Below are 17,866 nucleotides of genomic sequence, written 5' to 3' on the forward strand. Positions count from 1 at the left end.
CTCCAGGCCATCGACGCCTGAGCCGGGGTGGAGGTCGACGATGTCAACCTCGATCATCAACTACGGCAACGACACCGGCCGCGGGCGGGCGTGGTGGTACGACACCGAGCTGGTGGCCCTCGATCCCGACTACGCGGCCCTGGTCGCCGAGATCGACGCCATCGGCGCCCGAATGCGAGGGTGTCCGCCCTGCGTGGGTGACTCGCCCGGGTTCCGCCCGAGGCCCCCGGCGCCGAGGCTGCGATCAAGCCGGTGGCCGACGAGACGGGTGGCGCCCACCCAGCGCAGTCCTCCGCCGCTGGAGTAGCCGCTGGTTTCGATCCGACCCTGTTCTCGACGAGGAGGTGATGGGTATCGACCGATTCCCGAAGAACTCTTCCAAGGAGCTCGATCCGACTCCCCTCGAGTCCGGTGGCCGAACCCTGGCGGGGGTTCGGCCACCGGCTCCGGTTCCGTCCGGTGTCTTACCGAAGCCTCTCTGGCCGACCTCGCCGACCAGGAGGCCTTCGTCTTCGACGACGACCCGAGTTGGGCCTGGATGTCACCGCGGTGCACGCGGGCGAATCCGCCCGCGTTATCGACACCCGCTTATCTGTTCGACTGTATCGACCAAGCATGGAGCGTTCCCTGTGCCGACGACGACTTCTCTTGCCTCGCCTGCTGATCCGCATACCCCTCCGGACCCGCACCGGCACCCCGGTGCCGACGCCATCGCCTGGCAGCCCGGCCGAGTCGACTGGTTCGATGCCGAGAAGGGGTTCGGGTTCCTGACTCCCGACCACGGCGGACCCGCGGTGTTCTGCGACTACACCGCCATCGACACCCCCGGCTACAAGACGCTGCACGCCGGGCAGCGCGTGATCTTCACCGCGACCGACACCGGCCGCGGCCCGGAGGCCGTCCGGATCCTGACCTACGACGAGCCTGCCACCGACATCGACGCCATCGCGTCGACTCCGCTGCCGCGGGCCGGCGTGCGGCAGCTGTCGTGGTCACGCCGTACCCGCTGCCGACGAGCACTGGCCGCCTGACCCCTAGCCGATTGCGGTGCGACATGCCGCCGCCCACCCGGTCACGATGACCGCAAGGTCGCAGTGTCGAAACCTGTCGGCGGCGCTCGGTCGAGCTCTGGCATCGGCACGGGACGTCACCCCGCGTAGCGACCCCCGGCAGTGGAGTAAATCTGTTCTGATGAGTGTAGACATTCTCGAGGCAGAGGTATATAGTCGCTGACGTTCCAGTGGAGATCAGATGGCCGGGCAGGCGAACTGCCCGGGTTGACAGTTCGACCGTCCCCTCCGGCGGAGAAGAGAATCCGGTGCACTCGGCCGGACCGCCGGAGGGGGTGAATACCGCAAGACACCGCAGGTAGAACCGACGAAATTGGAGGTGGTGGCCACTGCACAGTCATTTACCAGTCCCGCATCCCGGGAGTTGTCGGATGCGGTGTCTCAGATCGGCCCTTACGGCCGTCGAACTCATGTGAAACCAATCCCTCAGTCGTACATCAAGGCCCCGGCGCCAGCGCGCCGGGGCCTTCCGGTGTCGAAGCCGAGGCGCTTCGTGCGGCACCCGAACATCGACCCCGCCAACCGCCCCGTGCCGCGGACAAACTCGACGACGACACCTACCCGACTTACAGCAGCCGGGATGGGACAGCCGTGCCGTCGAGCAGGTTCCCGCGGCGAGGTGACTGACCTGTACTTCGCCGCCCCGGTCGGCGCCGATGGCTGATTCCGTGGCAGCCGCAGCCGGCATTGCCGGCGCCGTCAACCCCGCAGCATCCGGTCGGCAATGTCGATCAAGACTGGTGAAACGACTCGGATTCGATTGTGCACACGCACTAATGCCGGCATCCACTGCTGGGATCGTGCCGAAGACTCCGCGCTGTGTCATGCGATGTTCTTGTCTGAGGTGCCGGGAGGCTTTCGACACTTCATGGCAATGACGCTGGAGGTTCAATGGGTAAGACGTGGTTGCGGCACTTGACTGTCGCGACGATATCCGCGGCAACTGTGCTGGTCAGTGCCGGTACCGCGGCGGGTGATGCCACCGATATCGCATTCCCTCCAGACCAGAACCAGTTACCGCAACTGCCGGCGGAACCGCAGCTCTACGATCTGCTGCCGATTCCGACGCCCGCGGAAGACCGCTGGTACGACGATCCAGAGGACCTCGCGTCCTACGCGCCGGGGCAGATCGTGCGCACGCGGGAGGTTCAGACTCGCCTGGTCGGCATCCCGTTCCCGGTGTACACCAAGCAACTGCTGTTTCGGTCCAACGACGTCCACGACAATCCGATCGTGACGGCGACGACTGTGATCGTGCCGGGCATTCCGTGGCAGGGCAGTACCCGGCCGGTGGTGTCGTTCCAGGAAGCCATCGACTCCACCGATTCCTCCTGCAATCCGTCCTACACGTTGCAGGTCGGAACGATGAAGGAGTCCGCGCTCGCGATCTACTGGCTGATGCAAGGCTTCGCCCTCAACGTCCCCGACTTCGACGGCAAGTTCAATACGTTCAACACCTACGCCGAGGGCAAGATGGTGCTCGACAGCCTGCGCGCGGTGAAGAACGATGCGGGTCTGGGCCTGACCGATGCCGGCATCGCGCTGTACGGATACTCCGGGGGTGGCTCGGGCTCGATCCGCGCGGCCGAATTGCGCGCGACCTACGCCCCCGACGTGCGGCTGCTCGGCACGGCTATCGGCGGCACCCCCGGCGACCTCACGGCTATCGCGAGGTACGCGGTGCAGCCGCAAAGCGGTCTCGCGGGTATCGGCAATTTCACCATGTGGCTCGGGTTCGCGGCCTTGGCGCGGGAGTATCCGGACGTGTTCCGCCCCGAGGAATTGCTGACCGAGGAAGGCCGGCAACTGCTGCGCGATTTCCAGTCCCGTTGCGTCATCACCCTCGCCCCGTCAGGTATCTATCGCCCACTCGGTGCCTATTTCATGCCCGGCAAATCGTTGGAATCCGAAGCGGCGATCTTGCGAGTGCTGGAAGACAACAGTCTCGGCAAGTACATTCCGGACACCCCGATTCTGTGGTGGCACGGCATCTGGGACGAGGTCGTGCCACCGTCGACAGTGCTGCCGACAGTGGACAAGTACTGGGACAGCGGAGCGAACCTGCGGTTCATCACCGTTCCCCTGCCCGAACACGGGGTGAATGCCGTCACCGGCTGGATTCCGTCGGTAGCGTGGACCAGTGCCGTCTTGCGCGGCTTGCCTCCGGGCCCGACGTTCAATCTCGGGTTCCCCGCACCGCTGCCCGAAGGCTTCCCGGGCGCTTGAGTGAACCGGTCGCCGCTTGGGACCGGTGTCTTAGGAGGGCACATGACCCAGAGGTATTCCCCTGAGCCCGGCGTCGCGCGCGACAAGCGGTGGCAGCAGGTCGTCGAGCGGACGCACGCCAAAGCGGCCGGCTTGGCCGCCACCCTCAAAACCGATGATCTGCTGCCACACTCCATGCTGGACGCGGACTTCGTACCGAGTGTCCAACTCAACATCGCACTGTTCTTCCAGTCGCTCACCATGGACCACGAGCTGTCCAGAGACGACACGCGCCCGATCGTCGAGCGGGCGATGCGGCTGGTCCGTGACGGCATGTCGCTCGAGGAGATCCTGACCAATTATCGCGTCGGCACCGCGTTCCTGTGGAGTCAGTCCATCTCGGCCCTCGAACCGGACGAGTACCCGCTGCTGCCGGAACTCGGGCTGCGCCTGACCAACTACCTCAACCTGGTGGTCACCCATATCGCCACCGTCCTGATCGAGGACAGTCGCCAGCCACGCTGGGACATCCTGGAACGTCAGGGCGAGATCGCCGCCGACCTGCTGGCTGGACGCGAGGTCAGTGGCGGGACAGGCGCACCCGAAATCCCTATCGCGGAGGCGTTTCTCGTTGTCGCGGTACGGCTCGGTGAACCCGCGCCCGGCACTCTCACCGCTCTGCGTAACCGGCTGGGGCTGCTCCCAGGTACATTCCTCTACCGCGACAACGGCGGCTGGATCGCGCTCGTCCCTCTGCGTCCGGCCGACGAAGACGATCCAGCGGCCGCGCTGTCGAGTCGAATCGGTTTGTCCAACAATGCTATTCAGCCTGAATGCTGGATCGGAGTCGCGACCGCACGCACCCGGGCGGACATCCCCGGGGCGTACACCGAAGCGCAGACCGTCGCCGAGACCGCCCGCGCCCTGGCCCGGCCCGAAACGATCTGCACCCGAAGCCACATGATGTTCGAATACTCCGTGGCAGCGGGTGGAGCCACCCTCCCCGCCCTGGCCGCGCTGCTCGATCCGCTCGCGGACCATCCTGCGCTGCTGGAGACGCTCGATGTGTTCATAGACCGCGAGTTCAACCACAATGCTGCCGCCCAGGTGCTGTTCATCCACCGCAACACAGTCACCTATCGGCTCTCCCGCATCGCCGAACTGAGCGGCTACGACCCGCTGCTGCCCAGTGGCGTTTCCACTCTGATGGCCGCGCGGGTCGCCCAGCGCATCGTCACCTACCCTGCGCGCACCGCGGATCCTCCTCGGCGCCGCGCCGATTGATCTCGGGATTCGGATTCACAGCCCTCCCGGAGCACGCCCAGTTCTCCGCGGCGAAGCCGACTGCTTCGTCGTCCGCGACCGCAGTCGTCACCAGCGACGTCGACGTCGGTGTCTGCTGACGTGCCCCACCAACCATCCAGGATGAGCACATCGGGCGGTGGGTGGTTGTGCGTCGCGACATTGTCTGTGGAGATCTTCGATCCGGCCCAGCTGCACGGCCCGACGGCTGTGAGCATCGAGCGGAAACTCGCGTTCGCCGAGTCTTGTCGAGCCCCGTCGACGGCCGCCGGCGGGCGCAGTCGAACTCGGACGACGCATTTTGCCGCCACGTCCGGTCGGGGTGGCCTCTTCGCCTGCGGCGGCGGCGAGCGGCACAGCCCGAGCGATCGGTAGTAGTCGAGGCGCTGATGGGCTTGCCGGGGAGTGTTCGGCACGCATTGGTGGCTACCGGCCCTCCTGGGCCGATTCGTCCCCCTGGAGTGGTAGAAGTCGACCAGTCGAAGTTCACCATTGACAGCGGGTGTCTTAACTGTCAATGTGATGCGAATCCAGAGGCAGTCCAAGGGCTGGTACGAGAACGCGGTGCAGGTAGCTGCGCAGCATCTCGGGCGAGCGGGATCGGGCGCTCTCAATGGTCAGCAGCGAGAGCTCGAAGCGCAGATAGGTCTCGGTCATCTCGTCGAGGAACGGCTCTCGCTCAGGCAAGTAGGACAGGATCGGTTCAAGAAAATGCCGGACAGTTGCGATGACGTCGGGTTCGAGCGCATGCGCTCGGGTCTGTGGCCAATCCAAGACGGGGATCAGCGGCGAGATGGCCGGATTGCGTCGGAATTCTGCCATTGCGGCCAAACAGAGTTCGACCACGAAAGCCGCGGCCGTGGGCTGGGTCCGCGCCGTGGCGAGGATGCGTTCGGAGGCGGCCGTCGCCGCGGTCTGCACGGCTTCGAGAATGATGTCTTCGCGGGTCGTGAAGTGGTTGTAGACCGTCTGGCGAGATACCCCGGCCTCGCGGGCGATCGCCGTGATCGACGTCCGGTCGACACCGAATCGCTCCAGGCATCGCGACGCTGCCTCGATGATGCGATCTCGCGGATCCTGCGCGGTGGAACCGGTCGGCACACGCCACGGGACACGGCGCGGCACGGCGTTCTCGGTCATGCTTCCCCTTCCACCCCGTACCCGGCGGGGTCTCGGCGGCGGTCTCGAAGTGTCGAACGGCGTCTTCGATTGCTGATGTCGTTGCGCAGGGAGAGTATCTGATGGGGTTCTTCGAGCAGGAAGTCCCGAAGATCGACTTCGAGCAGTGGAGCAAAGGCACTCGCGCCGAGAAGATCATGCCGATGGCCCGGCATTGGGCCGAGGTCGGTTTCGGAACACCCGTCGTGCTACACCTGTTCTACGTCGCGAAGATCGCGCTGTATGTGCTCGCGGCGTGGTTGATCATGCTGACCACCGACGGTATCGACGGCTTCACCGATGTCGCAGACTGGTACGCCGAGCCGATCGTGTTCGAGAAGGCCGTGCTGTACACGATGCTGTTCGAGGTCGTCGGCTTCGGCTGCGGCTTCGGCCCGCTGAACAACCGGTTCTTCCCGCCGATGGGGTCCATTCTGTATTGGCTGCGTCCCCAGACGATTCGCTTGGCGCCGTGGCCGAACCGGATCCCGCTGACCGCGGGCGACAGCCGCACGCTGTGGGATGTCGTGCTGTACGCGGCGCTCCTGATGGCACTGGTGACCGCGTTGTTCTCCGACGGCACCGGCCCCGTCCAGGCGCTGGGCACCGACATCGGAGTGCTGCCCGCCTGGCAGATCTGGACGGTGCTGGGACTGCTGGCGGTTCTCGGCCTGCGAGACAAAGTCATCTTCCTCGCTGCCCGAGGCGAGGTGTACGGGTCGTTCACCGTGGCCTTCCTGTTCGCGAGCTACGGCGTCGACATGATCCTCGCGGCCAAGCTGGTCTGCGTCGTCATCTGGATGGGCGCGGCCACCTCCAAGCTCAACAAGCATTTCCCTTTCGTGATCTCCACGATGATGGCCAACAATCCGGTCTTTCGACCGCGATGGATCAAACGGCGATTCTTCGTGCGCTTCCCCGATGACCTCCGCCCGAGCTGGATCGCGAGGTGGTTGGCGCATCTGTCGACCGTTGTCGAAATGGTGGCACCCGTCGGACTGCTGCTCTCGCACGGTGGCTGGCCGACCTGGGTCTTCGCGATCATCATGCTGGGTTTCCACTTCGGAATCCTGTCCTCCATTCCCATGGGCGTGCCGCTGGAGTGGAACGTCTTCATGATGTTCGCCGTGCTGGCGCTGTTCGTCGGGCAGGCACCCGTCGGACTCGGCGATATGACCACCCCACTGCCTCTGCTTCTGCTGGGGGTGTTGGTGTGCATCGTCATCATCGGAAACCTCTTTCCCCGCAAGGTGTCTTTCCTTGCGGGGATGAGGTACTACGCCGGCAATTGGGATACCACCCTGTGGTGCGTGAAGCCGTCGGCATCGGCAAAGATCGAAAAGAACGTGGTGTCGATCGCGAGCATGCCTGCCGCGCAGTTGGAGCGCTTCTACGGCAGCAAGGAGGCCGCGCAGATTCCGATGTACATGGGATACGCCTTCCGTGCCTTCAACACCCACGGCAAAGGGTTGTTCACCCTCGCGCACCGGGCGATGGCCGGGCTGAACGAGGACGACTACGTGCTCGTCGACGGCGAACGCATGGTATCCACCGTGCTCGGCTGGAACTTCGGCGACGGCCACATGAGCAACGAGCAGCTCGTCGCCGCGCTGCGGAAGCGCTGCGGATTCGAGCCGGGTGAAGTGCGCATCGTGATGCTCGATGCCCAGCCCATCCATCGGCAGCGCCAGCAATACCGCCTCGTCGATGCGGTCTCCGGTGAGTTCGAACGCGGCAGTATCGATGTCGCCGACGTCGTCGATCGTCAGCCTTGGGACGATACGGTGCCGGTGTCGGTCGCGTGGAGTCTGCGCTGATGTCGAGCGCACTGGTCGTCGGCTCGGGTCCCAATGGGCTGGCCGCGGCCATCACGCTCGCCCGGGCCGGCGTGCGGGTCACGGTCGCCGAAGCCGCCGACACCATCGGCGGCGGATTGCGGTCCAGCGAACTGACGCTTCCTGGACTACTGCACGATCACTGCGCCGCGATCGTGCCGAGCGCCGTCGGGTCGCCGTTCATTCAGTCGCTGGATCTCGAATCCCACGGGGTGCGGTGGGCTTGGCCGGACATCGATCTCGCCCACCCGCTCGACGGCGGAGGTGCCGGGCTGCTCTACCGGTCCATCGACCGGACCGCCCGGGAGCTGGGCGTCGACGGGCGTGCCTGGCGCGCGCTGATGGGCAGACTGAGCCGCGACTACGACACGCTCGCACCCGACATCTGGGCGCCGATGGTGAAGGTACCCGGTCGTCCCGTCGAGTTCGGACTCTTCGCGGCCGCGGGCATCGTGCCCGCCACCGTGCTGTCACAGGCCTTCCGAACTGCTGAAGCCCGAGCCCTGTTCGCGGGCAACGCCGCTCACGCCTGGACGCCGCTGACTCGTCCGCCGACCTCGGCGATCGGACTGATGTTCGGCGCCGTGGCGCACAGGCACGGGTGGCCCTGCGTGGTCGGCGGAACGGGACGGCTGGCCGACGGCATGGCCGGTGTGCTGCGCGCACTGGGCGGTCGCATCGAAACCCGGTGTGTCATAAAAGAAGTACACCAACTGACCGGTTTCGATTACGTGATGTTCGATACCGGTCCACAGCTGCCGCTGCGGCTCCTCGGTTATCGCCTGCCGGGGCGTGTACGGCGCGCGCTACGCCGACATCGCTACGGCGCGGCGGCCTTCAAGGTCGACATGGCTGTTCACGGCGGGATTCCCTGGTCCAACCCCGCGGTCGGAGCCGCGGGGACCGTTCATGTGTGCGGAAGCTACGAGGAGGTCGTCGCGGCCGAGCGGAACACCTTCCGAGGCGTGATGCCGGAACGTCCGTTCGTCCTGGTCGCTCAACAGGCCGTCATGGATCCCAGCCGTGCGGTCGGTGACATGGTGCCCATCTACGCCTACGCGCATGTGCCGCACCGATACGACGGCGATGCGACGGCGGCCGTCATCGGCCAGATCGAACGGTTCGCGCCCGGCTTCCGGGAACGTATCGCCGCCATCCACGTCAGCACTCCGCGGGAGCTGCAGCGCTCGAACCCGAACTATGTCGGCGGGGACATCAACGGCGGAGCCCTCGACCTGGTGAATCTCATCGCTCGCCCGAGGCTTTCGCTGGATCCGTACTGGCTCGGTGTCGACGGCCACTACCTGTGCTCCTCCTCGACACCGCCCGGTACCGGGGTGCACGGCATGTGTGGACATCTCGCCGCGCTGTCGGCGCTTCGCCGCGACTGTCACGCCCCACGTCGGCGGTGACACCGTCACGGCGGGGCTCCGGTTGCTGGGGGCAGGCGTTCGGCTGCTGCATGGCTGGTCGACACCGCCCTGGTCACCATGGTGCTGCCAAGGCAGCGGACGCTGCCCAGGAGATGGGCGTGCTGACGCTCGCCGGCGCGGGGCGGGTCGCCGGGCAAGCACGTCGGCACACCGAACGGCCGCGTAGCTGTCCACGGTGCCGATGCCCGGACTGCCGGTTCGCGGCGGTGGTCGCCGCGCGCCCGCGCCGCGTATATTTCAGGCGATGCACGCGCCGGACGAGCGACAGCCATTGATCTCGCGGTGGTCCGGCATCGGGCGCTTGCGTCCCGGTGTGCTCGAGATCGAGGGTCCGTTGGGAAGTCTGCCCGCCCATTCGCACCACTCCGTGCAGGTGGCCGTCGCCCATCGGGGGACGTTCGTCGTCGAGGATCCCCAGGGCCGTCAGCGGCGGACCACCGCGGCGATCGTTCCCGCCGATCAGTCGCACGCGTTCAGCGCCGTCGACGCCTGGGGCGTCGTGGCGCACGTCGAGCCCGAGTCGTGTCTGGGCGCCGAGCTGATCGCGCTGGTCGGCGACCCGTCCCACGCTCACGCCTGGGATCACGCGGGACAGACCCTGATCGACGGTCACAGCGCGTACGTGGAAGGGCGTCTGCGCCCTCCCGGACACACCTCGCTCCCGCTGCATCCGGGAGTCGTCGCCGCGCGCACCCGCCTGCAGGCCGAGCTGGACTCACGCCCCATTCGGCTTCGCGACCTCGCCGCGAGCGTTCATCTGTCGGAGAGCAGACTGGCCCACCTCTTCGCCCAGGAGCTCGGAATCACCTTCCGGGCTTACGTGCGATGGCTCCGGCTGCTCCGGGCGACCGCGGCGGTCGCGCAGGGCCGGACGCTCACCGACGCGGCTCACCTGGCCGGGTTCACCGACAGCTCCCACCTCACGAGGACGTGTCGCCGCACCTTCGGCGGCCCGCCCACCGCGTTCGGCACGATCCGTTGGGAGATCCTGCCGATCTAGCAGGTTGGTCCAATCCTGGAGCAAGGGGAAGCGGCGAGGCTCGAGCAGACCGGAAAGGAACTGCTCGTGAACAACGCACCCATCGTCGACTCCTTTACGCCGGACGGCGTCGGCCCCCGACTCACCTCGCACCGCTGGGCCCCGAGCGGGCCTGCGCGGGCCAGTGTCGTCCTCTTGCACGGTCTCGGCGAGCACGCCGCCCGCTACGACCGCACGGCTCGATCGTTCACCGCGGCCGGCTTCTCCGTGCTTGCCATGGACTACGAAGGATTCGGGCGATCCGAAGGACGCCGCGGCGACGTCCGATACCAGTCGACGGCGCGGGCCGTGGACCATCTGATCGCCCACGAGCGCAGGCGAACGGGCGGCGCGCCGGTCGTGCTGTACGGCCACAGCCTGGGCGGGCTCTACGCGTTCCTCTACGCGGCGGACCGGCCGGGGACGGACGTGGCCGCGGTCGTGGCGACCGGACCCGCTTTCGACTCGGAGCTGCGGAAGCAGCGTCTCAAGCTGGCTGTGGTCAGGAGCCTCGGACGCACCTTCGCCACCCTGACATTGCCGAACGGGCTGCGGTTCGAGCGTGTCAATCGCGACCCCGACGTCGTCGCCGAACGGCACGCCGACCCCTTGGTTCATGGGCGGGCGACGGCACGCTTCGCGATCGACGTCGTGGCACAGATGGATCGCGTGGCATCGGCTGCCACCCGAGTCGCCGTACCGCTCCTCGTGGTTCACGGCGACGCCGATCTGATCAATCCGCTCTCCGCCAGCCGCCGGGTGGTCGACCGCGTGCCATCGGCGACGCTGATGACCTGTCCGGGCGTCTACCACGGGGTGGAGGATGAACCAGAGGGGCCGGCCATCCTGGCCGACGTCATCGCATGGGTCGACCGGACGCTCGGCGGCGGGAAGTCCGACGCCGAGCGTCATCCCGGGTGACCCCGAGACAGTTCACGCTTGCTGCTGCGCGCGAACGGTTTCGGGGTCCGGGCTGGTCGTCGAAGGTACGGTGCGGGGCCAGCTCCAGGCGTACCGCAGGATGAGGCCGAGAAGGATCAGTTCCAAGACGATGCCGAGGCCGTAGAAGTACAGCCAGGACGCGCCCACCACGTTGAACACCGTGACGGGGACGTAGAGCGAAGCCACGACGAGGTTCGCGACACGGTTCACCCCGGCGGGCAGCGTCATCGACAGCACGACCATGAAGATCGGGACGGCCAGGAGGGTCAGCGCCGAGGTCGAAAAGGTCTGGGAGAGAGCGAACTCGAAGACCCTGCCGTCGAGGATGTCCTGCACGACGCCGGGCGTGAAGAAGTTGAGGATGTCCACGTAGGCGTACAGGAACATGAAGCTCGTCCACGCGGCGGCGAGCTTGGCTCGCACCGGCATCGGCTGGGCGTCCAGGGTGGTGGTGGGTTGCGGTGTTCTCATCATGGGCTCCGTTGTGGGACGGGTAGGTAGGTCCACGATCGCTGAGCCCGGCGCCGGGCACACCGGCCCGGAGGCCGGAGTTCACCTGGCCGATGGCATGGTCTGGGTCTCGTACTTTCGGCGGATACGCCGAGGCACTCCGATCCCTAGGCTGGAGCCGTGGTCACCGTCCGTCGCTCCCTCTGGCATGAGCCGCGGCCCGGAGGCGCCCCGCCTATCGGTCGTCTCGACTGGCTGCTGGTGGGGGTGTTCGCGGCCGCCACCCTGGTCGAACTCGCCCTTGCGCCGGGCTCTGCTTGGCGACCCCTTGTCGCGGTGCTCGCCCTGGGGCTGATGCCCGCCCTGCTCTGGCGGCGAATCCGCCCCCTGTCGGCCGCCCTGGTCGGGTGGGGCATCGCGGGGCTGCTCTCGATCCTGCAGCTGACGGCCGATGCCGGGGACCTCGCCCGCTATTCCATGATGGCCGTCTTGATCCTGCTCTACTCGCTGGTGCGGTGGGGTTCGGGACGGGAGATCGTCGTGGGCACGGCGTTCGTGGCAGTCGTCGTCGCGCTGGGGATGTACGCCTCCTCCGCGGGCTTGGCCGATGTTTTCGGCGGAACCGTCCTCGTGCTGTTGTTCGTCGCCCTGGCGGCGGTGTTCCGCTACCGCGCGGACCTCTGGCATCGCCAACAGCGCGAGATCCGCAATCAGGAGCGGGTGGCGCTGGCGCGCGAGCTGCACGACACCGTGGCCCACCACGTCTCGGCCATCGCGGTGCAAGCACAGGCCGGTGGCGTGGTCGCCGCCGTGCAGCCGGAGAAGGCCGTCGAGATCCTGGCCGCGATAGAGTCCGAAGCGTCGCGAACTCTGGCAGAGATGAGGTCCATGGTGCGGGTGCTGCGTGCGGACGAAGCCGTCGCCTACGCACCGCAGCTGGGTGTCGCGGACCTGCCTGCGCTGGCGCGCGCCGACGCGACGCTCACCGTCGAGGTCTCGCTGGACGGTTCGTCGACCCGGCTGGCACGTCCCGTGGACGCCGCGCTCTATCGGCTCGCGCAGGAGTCGCTGACCAATGCCGTACGGCACGCCCGGAGCGCGACCCGCGTCGCGATCGACGTCCGCCGCGACGGCGACACCGTCAGGCTGCGGGTCAGCGACGATGGACAGACCGTGCCGGGGCCGGTCCCGGCACCTGGATTCGGTCTGCTGGGCATGGCCGAACGTGCCCAGCTCCTGGGCGGGTCGCTGTTCGCGGGGCCGGGGCGCGACGGTGGTTGGGTGGTCGAGGCGGTCCTGCCCGTGGACGCGCCGGCATGAGCATTCGTGTGGTCGTAGCCGACGACCAGGACTTGGTCCGGACCGGGCTGGTGATGATCCTCGGCGCGCAACCCGACCTAGAGGTCGTGGGGGAGGCGGCGGACGGGCTCGCAGCGCTCGACCTGGCGACTCGGCTGCGTCCCGATGTCCTGCTGGTCGACATCCGGATGCCCGGGCTCGACGGCGTCGAGGTGACGCGACGCCTCGCCGGGCCGGGCGTCCCGGACCCGATGGCGGTCGTCGTGATCACCACCTTCGACCTCGATGAGTACGTTCTCGGCGCCCTACGCGCCGGCGCCCGCGGCTTCCTGCTCAAAGACGCCGGGCCGGAGCTGCTCGTCCAGGCCATCCACGCGGCGGCCAACGGGGACGCCCTGATCGCCCCCAACGTCACCCGCCGGCTGCTGGCGACCTTCGCCGGCCAGGCGCCGGTGGTACCGGTCCAGCCCATCGACCCGCTCACCGAGCGCGAGGAGGAGGTGCTCGCGCTGGTGGCGCGCGGGCGGACCAACGCCGAGATCGCCATCGAACTCTTCGTCGGGCTGAGCACGGTCAAGACCCACGTCGCCTCGTTGATGAGCAAGCTCGGCGCCCGCAACCGCGTCGAGATCGCGATGTGGGCCTACGACACCAGACGCGGGCGAGCCGAATAGCGGGTGCGGAGGACGTCGGGTAGGGGATTTTTCAGGGTAGATTTCCGGGGCTTTCCGGGATTCGAAGTCCGAAACCTGTTGCTACGGTCCGTGCATGAACCATGATGCGTGCTTTTCGACAACGAATTCTGGTCGGTGTAGCCCATTGTCGACGCCGGGGCGAGGACGGGTAGGGCCGGATCGTGTTGCCAGAGGCGGCGGGCAGCCATGACGACAATCCGTGCGCGCGGCAATTCGACCGGATCGACTTTCACCGATGTCGCGTGGTTCTTCGGGATCGCCATTGTCCTGTGCTACACGCTGTCCGTTCCGATGGTCTTTCGGCTCGTCTCCACGGATTTCAACAACCTGATCGTTCCGATCCTGCAACTGACCCCGCTACTCGCCGCGATCATCCTGTGGCTCGTCCGGCGACCCGGAACGTTCCGCGAGACATTCGCCACCGGGTGGCGCGACACACCCACGTGGGCCGGCATCGGCATCGGTCTCATCGCCGCCATCGCCGCCATTCAGGCGGGCATCGCAGTGGCATCGGGGATCTGGCCGCTCAATCCGCTCGACGAGATCTTGGCGGCGACAGTATGGGTCGTTCCGGTCTTCGTCCTGCAGTCGGTCTTCGCTGTCGGAGAGGAATTCGGCTGGCGCGGCTGGCTGGCGACCCGCGCCGCGTCCTGGGGATTCTGGCCGCTGGCCCTGGTCAGCGGTGCGGTCTGGATCGTCTGGCACCTGCCGGTGATCGCTGTCATCGGAGACCGCCCACCGGCGGACCTCGTCATCTATTTCGCGGGCATGCTGCCGTGGGCGCCGCTGCTGCTCGCGCTTCGTTGGCGGTCGGGGAGTGTCTGGCCGGCGGTCATGACGCACGGAGCGATCAACAGCGTCCGGGTGTACCTGCTGCAATCGGTCCCCGACGCGACAGATCACCTGCTCATCGAAGTGATCGGCTGGGTGCTGACACTCGCCGCCGCGCTGTGGCTGATGCGCGCGAACCCGGCGCCGGTAGTCCAGGGAGCTGTCGAAGCTCGCGCCCAGCTCGGCGGCGGCGAAGAGCGAGTATCTCGATGATCCTGACCAGGCCTGCGGTGTGAGTGCCGTTCGCCGGCGAGCAACGTGGCTTGGAAGAGGTTCCCGCCGATGAAGCGATGCGGGTCAATGCTCACCGCAGGTGTGAGCGCCAACGGGCTTGCAGCCGTGCGGATTACGTTCGGCAGCGGTCCCTGGTCGGCTGACGATTCCGCAGACACGGGTGGTGCTTGCCGGGGAGTTCGGGAGTCGGGTGCGAGACCGAAAGTCGCGGAGGCGGTGGTGGTGTCGCTCGCCCCGACGATGTTGTCGGCGCCCCAGTGCGCCAAGGCTCGGATGGCGGGGAGAAGGGCGCGGCCGGAGTCGGTCAGGTGGTATTCGTGCCGCGGTGGGTGCTGTTGGTAGGCGACGGTGTGGACCAGCCCGGCGCGCTCGAGCCGGCGGAGCCGGTCGGCCAGCACGTTGGTCGTGATCCGTTCGGGGGAAGCCAGGAACTCGCTGTAGCGGCGTTTGCCGCCGAGGAGGTCGCGGATCATCAGCAGGGTCCAGCGGTCACCGACCAGGTCCAAGGCGGCGGCCAGCGGGCAGGGGGGAGCGTAGGGGATCCGTCGGTTCGACCCCGATGTCGTTGAGGGCCAAGGTGATTGCTTTCACAAGAGTGTCTTGTCTGTTGCAAGTAGGTCTACAAGGCTGTCACTTGCAAACTGCAAGTCCGAGCGATTCCTGATCTGCCTCGACCAGGTGCAGGCCGATCAGTGGGGTTTGGCCACTCCCTGCCCGGAGTGGGAGGTCCGAGCGCTGGTCGACCATGTGACGGCCAACCATGAGCAGATGGCTCGCCGACTGCACGGGCGACCGATCCCAGGATCGGCGGACGGGCCGGTGGCCGCCTGGTCGCGGGCTTGTGTGGCCGTGCAGTCGGGTTGCTGCTGCCGCAGGTGCTGGAGCGGTCGGCGCCGTAGCTGTCGCCGTTCGGCGGTCAGGCTACGGTCGTGACTTGGCTCGGGTGCTCACGGTCGATTTGATCACGCACACATGGGATCTGGCGCGTGCGGTGGGCGCGCAGGACACGATGGACGCCGAGGTCGTGGCCGTGGTCTTGCCGGTAGTGGAGCTGATCGGTCCGCTGCTGTCTGCGTCCGGCGAGTTCGGATCGCCGATCTCGGTTCCGGAAACCGAAAGTGCGCAGCGACGCCTGCTGGGTCGCCTCGGCAGGGCGTCTGGCTCGGTGTAGTACCAGGCCAGAAAGCTGCGTGGCCGACGCGACGCACGCTCAGCCGGTCTCGGTGTCGGCCTTCGAAGTCGATGACATCGCGGATGTTGCGGCCCGTATTTCTTCGTACGCCTCGTCGAGCCGCAGCTCGCCCGGCCGGTTGAGCTCGAGCCGCATCGGAAACTCGCTCTACCGGCCCGCCGCCACCCGCGTCGGGGTAGGGGTCGCGCCGAGGTCGGTGGCCAGGGCGAGCCGGTCGGCGCGGACACCGATGGCGATGATCGTGGTCGTCCCCGCGATGCGCGCGCCTTGCGCGGCGTTGAGACCCACACCGCCGCAACAGACGACCGCGACAGCGTCACCGACCCGCATCCCACCGGTCTTGATCGCGCCCCCGAATCCGGTGAGCACTCCGCAGCCGAGTAGGTCGGCCGAAGCGATCGGCACCTGGTCGGAGACGCGGATGGTCGCTCCGGCGGGCACGGCGGTGCGCTGGGAGCCATCGCCGACCTCGGTGGCTACCCCGGCGCCTTCGTGACCCGGCACCAAAGGCAGTGGCGCGGGGAGCTTTCCGGAGAAGACGCCCGCACCGGGGTGACAGACGGCGGTCGCTCGGACGTCGACGACGACCTCTCAGGGTCCGGGTGCGCCGAGCTGCGCAGCCCGTCGGTGTTCGTCGATGACCCCGATCGCCACCTCCGCGCGTAGTGGATGGAATCGACTCCGGACTCTCGGTCTGGGGTCTCGCCGGCGTCGGTGCGGTCGCGCATCGTCTCGCGGCTCGCTTCCACGTCCGAGAACGCAGTTCCTGACGAGGAGCTGGTACGCGATCGGCGTGGCGCTGGTCTGCCGGGGAAACAGTCGGCCAGCGGTGCGGTAGAAACGAGCTATGACTGAGACCGCTTCGGATTCTGTCACTGTCAGTACCGCCGCTGAGCTCGCCGCCGCCATCGACGCGGGTGCGGCCGAGATCGTGATCGCGGGCACGATCGTCGGGTCACCCTCGATCACGCTTCCGGCGGGCACCACCCTGTGTGGTGGTGAGTTGGTGTTTCTCGGGAAAGGCGTCCGGTTGACCCGGGACAACACCCTGCGCGATATCACGATCACGACCACGAGCTACGAGGTCGCGGTCTACAACGACACCTCGGTTCCGGATGCGGGGACACTGCGCCTGCAGAACGTCACCACCGTAGGCCAGGTGTATCTCTCGGCGGAGGCGGACACGACCCGGATCCGAGTCGAGACGATGGGGTTGCATGTCCGAGACGCCGACGTCCGCGGGCGCGCCGAGCAGCCCCACGGTTTCGGTGTCGACGTTCTGCAAGGCGGACTGACTTTGTGGAACCGCCAGAAGGATCCCGCGTCGTCGTTCACCGCCACCTTGCGCGGAGTATCGATCGGCACCGACCGGACCCCGGTCCAGGGATCAGGGGTGTTCGTGGCCGGATACGGCGACCGGGACGGCAAGGGTATCGGCGGCCGTTTCACCGCCGACCTGATCGAGACGGGCGCAGTCGTCACCGACGGTGGAATCGCGCCCGGGACACCCGACAAGATCAGTGGCGCAGTGTTCGTTGTGTCCGGCGCGATCGTGGACAGGGTGGAAAACACCGGGCCGGTCACCACCCATGGGCAGAACGACATGGTCCTCGACAACTGGGGTCGGGTGACGGAGTGGATCGCCGGCGCCGAGATCACCTCGACCGGCCCTTCCGGTATCGGATTCGTGAACTTCGGCCACCTCGACACACTCGATCTCCAGGCGCCGATCCTGACCACCGGCCCCGGCGCTCGCGGATTCAACCTCTACGACGGCACGCTCGCGACAGCGACTTTCCATTCGATCAAGACCACCGGCGACGGTTCGATCGGCATCCAGATCAGCAAGCCACTCGGATCGCTGACCGTGCACCACGACGTCGAAACCACTGGCGGAAAGGGTTTGAGCCTGGTCCGTGGAGTCCAGGTCACGCTCGAAGCGATCGCCTTCTCCGTCAAATCAGGTGGCACGATCGACTCTGTGCGCATCGGCGGCTCCCTGCGTACCCACGGTGACAACGTGGTAGCCCTCGAGGTCGACAAGGGCGCAACGATCAAATCCTTGACCGTGGGCGGTGCGGTCGAAGCCTTGGGTGCCGGCTCGGCGGCGACCTCTATCGCCGGGAGCGTCGCGGAAGGTCCGGCCGAGCCGACTTCGCGGCTCAGCTCCGAGGACTGATTCCCCGTCGGGGTCCAGCGCGT

The 17,866-nt window shown here is 67.1% G+C and carries 15 protein-coding genes and 2 pseudogenes; 13 read left to right on the forward strand and 4 right to left on the reverse strand.

Features of this window, described 5'->3' with window-relative positions; genetic code table 11:
* Positions 1–40 precede the first annotated feature (40 nt).
* The 4 genes from V8688_RS03210 to V8688_RS03225 all read left to right on the forward strand — a co-directional run bounded on the left by V8688_RS03210 (position 41) and on the right by V8688_RS03225 (position 4,559).
* Positions 41–307: a hypothetical protein gene (locus V8688_RS03210; protein ID WP_342800120.1), complete on the forward strand. Its 267-nt coding sequence runs from the start codon at positions 41–43 to the stop codon at positions 305–307.
* 322 nt (positions 308–629) lie between these two features.
* Positions 630–1,031: a cold shock domain-containing protein gene (locus V8688_RS03215; RefSeq protein WP_342800121.1), complete on the forward strand. Its 402-nt coding sequence runs from the start codon at positions 630–632 to the stop codon at positions 1,029–1,031.
* A gap of 984 nt (positions 1,032–2,015) precedes the next feature.
* Complete coding sequence (locus V8688_RS03220) at positions 2,016–3,296, forward strand: lipase family protein (protein ID WP_342800122.1); 1,281 nt, start codon at positions 2,016–2,018, stop codon at positions 3,294–3,296.
* A 132-nt stretch (positions 3,297–3,428) separates the two neighbouring features.
* Entirely contained in the window at positions 3,429–4,559 is a 1,131-nt protein-coding gene (locus V8688_RS03225) for a helix-turn-helix domain-containing protein (RefSeq protein ID WP_342800123.1), read from the forward strand.
* 525 nt (positions 4,560–5,084) lie between these two features.
* On the opposite strand, the gene V8688_RS03230 is transcribed toward V8688_RS03225, so the two are convergent.
* On the reverse strand, positions 5,085–5,717 hold the full coding sequence (locus V8688_RS03230; RefSeq protein ID WP_316574482.1) for a TetR/AcrR family transcriptional regulator: 633 nt from the start codon (positions 5,715–5,717) through the stop codon (positions 5,085–5,087).
* Positions 5,718–5,818: 101 nt separating this feature from the next.
* Here V8688_RS03230 and V8688_RS03235 point away from each other — a divergent pair, with 101 nt between their 5' ends.
* The 4 genes from V8688_RS03235 (at position 5,819) to V8688_RS03250 (ending at position 10,942) form a co-directional block, all read left to right on the forward strand.
* Positions 5,819–7,552 (forward strand): DUF3556 domain-containing protein, encoded by a 1,734-nt coding sequence (locus V8688_RS03235; protein ID WP_342800124.1) that lies wholly within the window; start codon positions 5,819–5,821, stop codon positions 7,550–7,552.
* Positions 7,552–8,982, forward strand: a complete 1,431-nt coding sequence (locus V8688_RS03240) for an NAD(P)/FAD-dependent oxidoreductase (RefSeq protein WP_342800125.1) — start codon at positions 7,552–7,554, stop codon at positions 8,980–8,982. The genes V8688_RS03235 and V8688_RS03240 overlap by 1 nt, the downstream gene beginning before the upstream one ends.
* A gap of 265 nt (positions 8,983–9,247) precedes the next feature.
* Positions 9,248–10,003: a helix-turn-helix transcriptional regulator gene (locus tag V8688_RS03245; RefSeq protein ID WP_342800126.1), complete on the forward strand. Its 756-nt coding sequence runs from the start codon at positions 9,248–9,250 to the stop codon at positions 10,001–10,003.
* A 66-nt stretch (positions 10,004–10,069) separates the two neighbouring features.
* On the forward strand, positions 10,070–10,942 hold the full coding sequence (locus V8688_RS03250; RefSeq protein ID WP_342800127.1) for a lysophospholipase: 873 nt from the start codon (positions 10,070–10,072) through the stop codon (positions 10,940–10,942).
* 12 nt (positions 10,943–10,954) lie between these two features.
* Here the strand turns inward: V8688_RS03250 and V8688_RS03255 are convergent, their stop codons facing one another.
* Positions 10,955–11,434: a DUF6326 family protein gene (locus V8688_RS03255; RefSeq protein WP_218719083.1), complete on the reverse strand. Its 480-nt coding sequence runs from the start codon at positions 11,432–11,434 to the stop codon at positions 10,955–10,957.
* Positions 11,435–11,593: 159 nt separating this feature from the next.
* On the opposite strand from V8688_RS03255, the gene V8688_RS03260 reads away from it, so the two are divergent.
* From V8688_RS03260 to V8688_RS03270, 3 genes are all read left to right on the forward strand, one after another.
* Positions 11,594–12,733 (forward strand): sensor histidine kinase, encoded by a 1,140-nt coding sequence (locus tag V8688_RS03260; protein ID WP_342800128.1) that lies wholly within the window; start codon positions 11,594–11,596, stop codon positions 12,731–12,733.
* Entirely contained in the window at positions 12,730–13,386 is a 657-nt protein-coding gene (locus tag V8688_RS03265; protein WP_342800129.1) for a response regulator transcription factor, read from the forward strand. Before V8688_RS03260 ends, V8688_RS03265 begins: the two co-directional genes overlap by 4 nt.
* Positions 13,387–13,593: 207 nt before the next feature.
* Complete coding sequence (locus V8688_RS03270) at positions 13,594–14,451, forward strand: type II CAAX endopeptidase family protein (protein WP_342800130.1); 858 nt, start codon at positions 13,594–13,596, stop codon at positions 14,449–14,451.
* Between the two features lie 272 nt (positions 14,452–14,723).
* Here the strand turns inward: V8688_RS03270 and V8688_RS03275 are convergent.
* A pseudogene (locus V8688_RS03275) lies at positions 14,724–14,978 on the reverse strand (helix-turn-helix domain-containing protein); the annotation flags it as partial.
* A 428-nt stretch (positions 14,979–15,406) separates the two neighbouring features.
* Between V8688_RS03275 and V8688_RS03280 the strand changes: the two are divergent.
* Positions 15,407–15,643 (forward strand): hypothetical protein, encoded by a 237-nt coding sequence (locus V8688_RS03280; protein ID WP_342800131.1) that lies wholly within the window; start codon positions 15,407–15,409, stop codon positions 15,641–15,643.
* Between the two features lie 168 nt (positions 15,644–15,811).
* On the opposite strand, the pseudogene V8688_RS03285 reads toward V8688_RS03280, so the two are convergent.
* Positions 15,812–16,243 (reverse strand): annotated as a pseudogene (locus tag V8688_RS03285) (alcohol dehydrogenase catalytic domain-containing protein); the annotation flags it as partial.
* A 268-nt stretch (positions 16,244–16,511) separates the two neighbouring features.
* Between V8688_RS03285 and V8688_RS03290 the strand changes: the two are divergent.
* The gene (locus tag V8688_RS03290; protein ID WP_342800132.1) at positions 16,512–17,843 is read left to right on the forward strand and encodes a hypothetical protein; all 1,332 of its coding nucleotides are present in this window, start codon (positions 16,512–16,514) and stop codon (positions 17,841–17,843) included.
* Positions 17,844–17,866 lie beyond the last annotated feature (23 nt).

This window comes from Nocardia sp. No.11 (assembly GCF_038752175.1).
Taxonomy (GTDB): Bacteria; Actinomycetota; Actinomycetes; order Mycobacteriales; family Mycobacteriaceae; genus Nocardia; species Nocardia canadensis.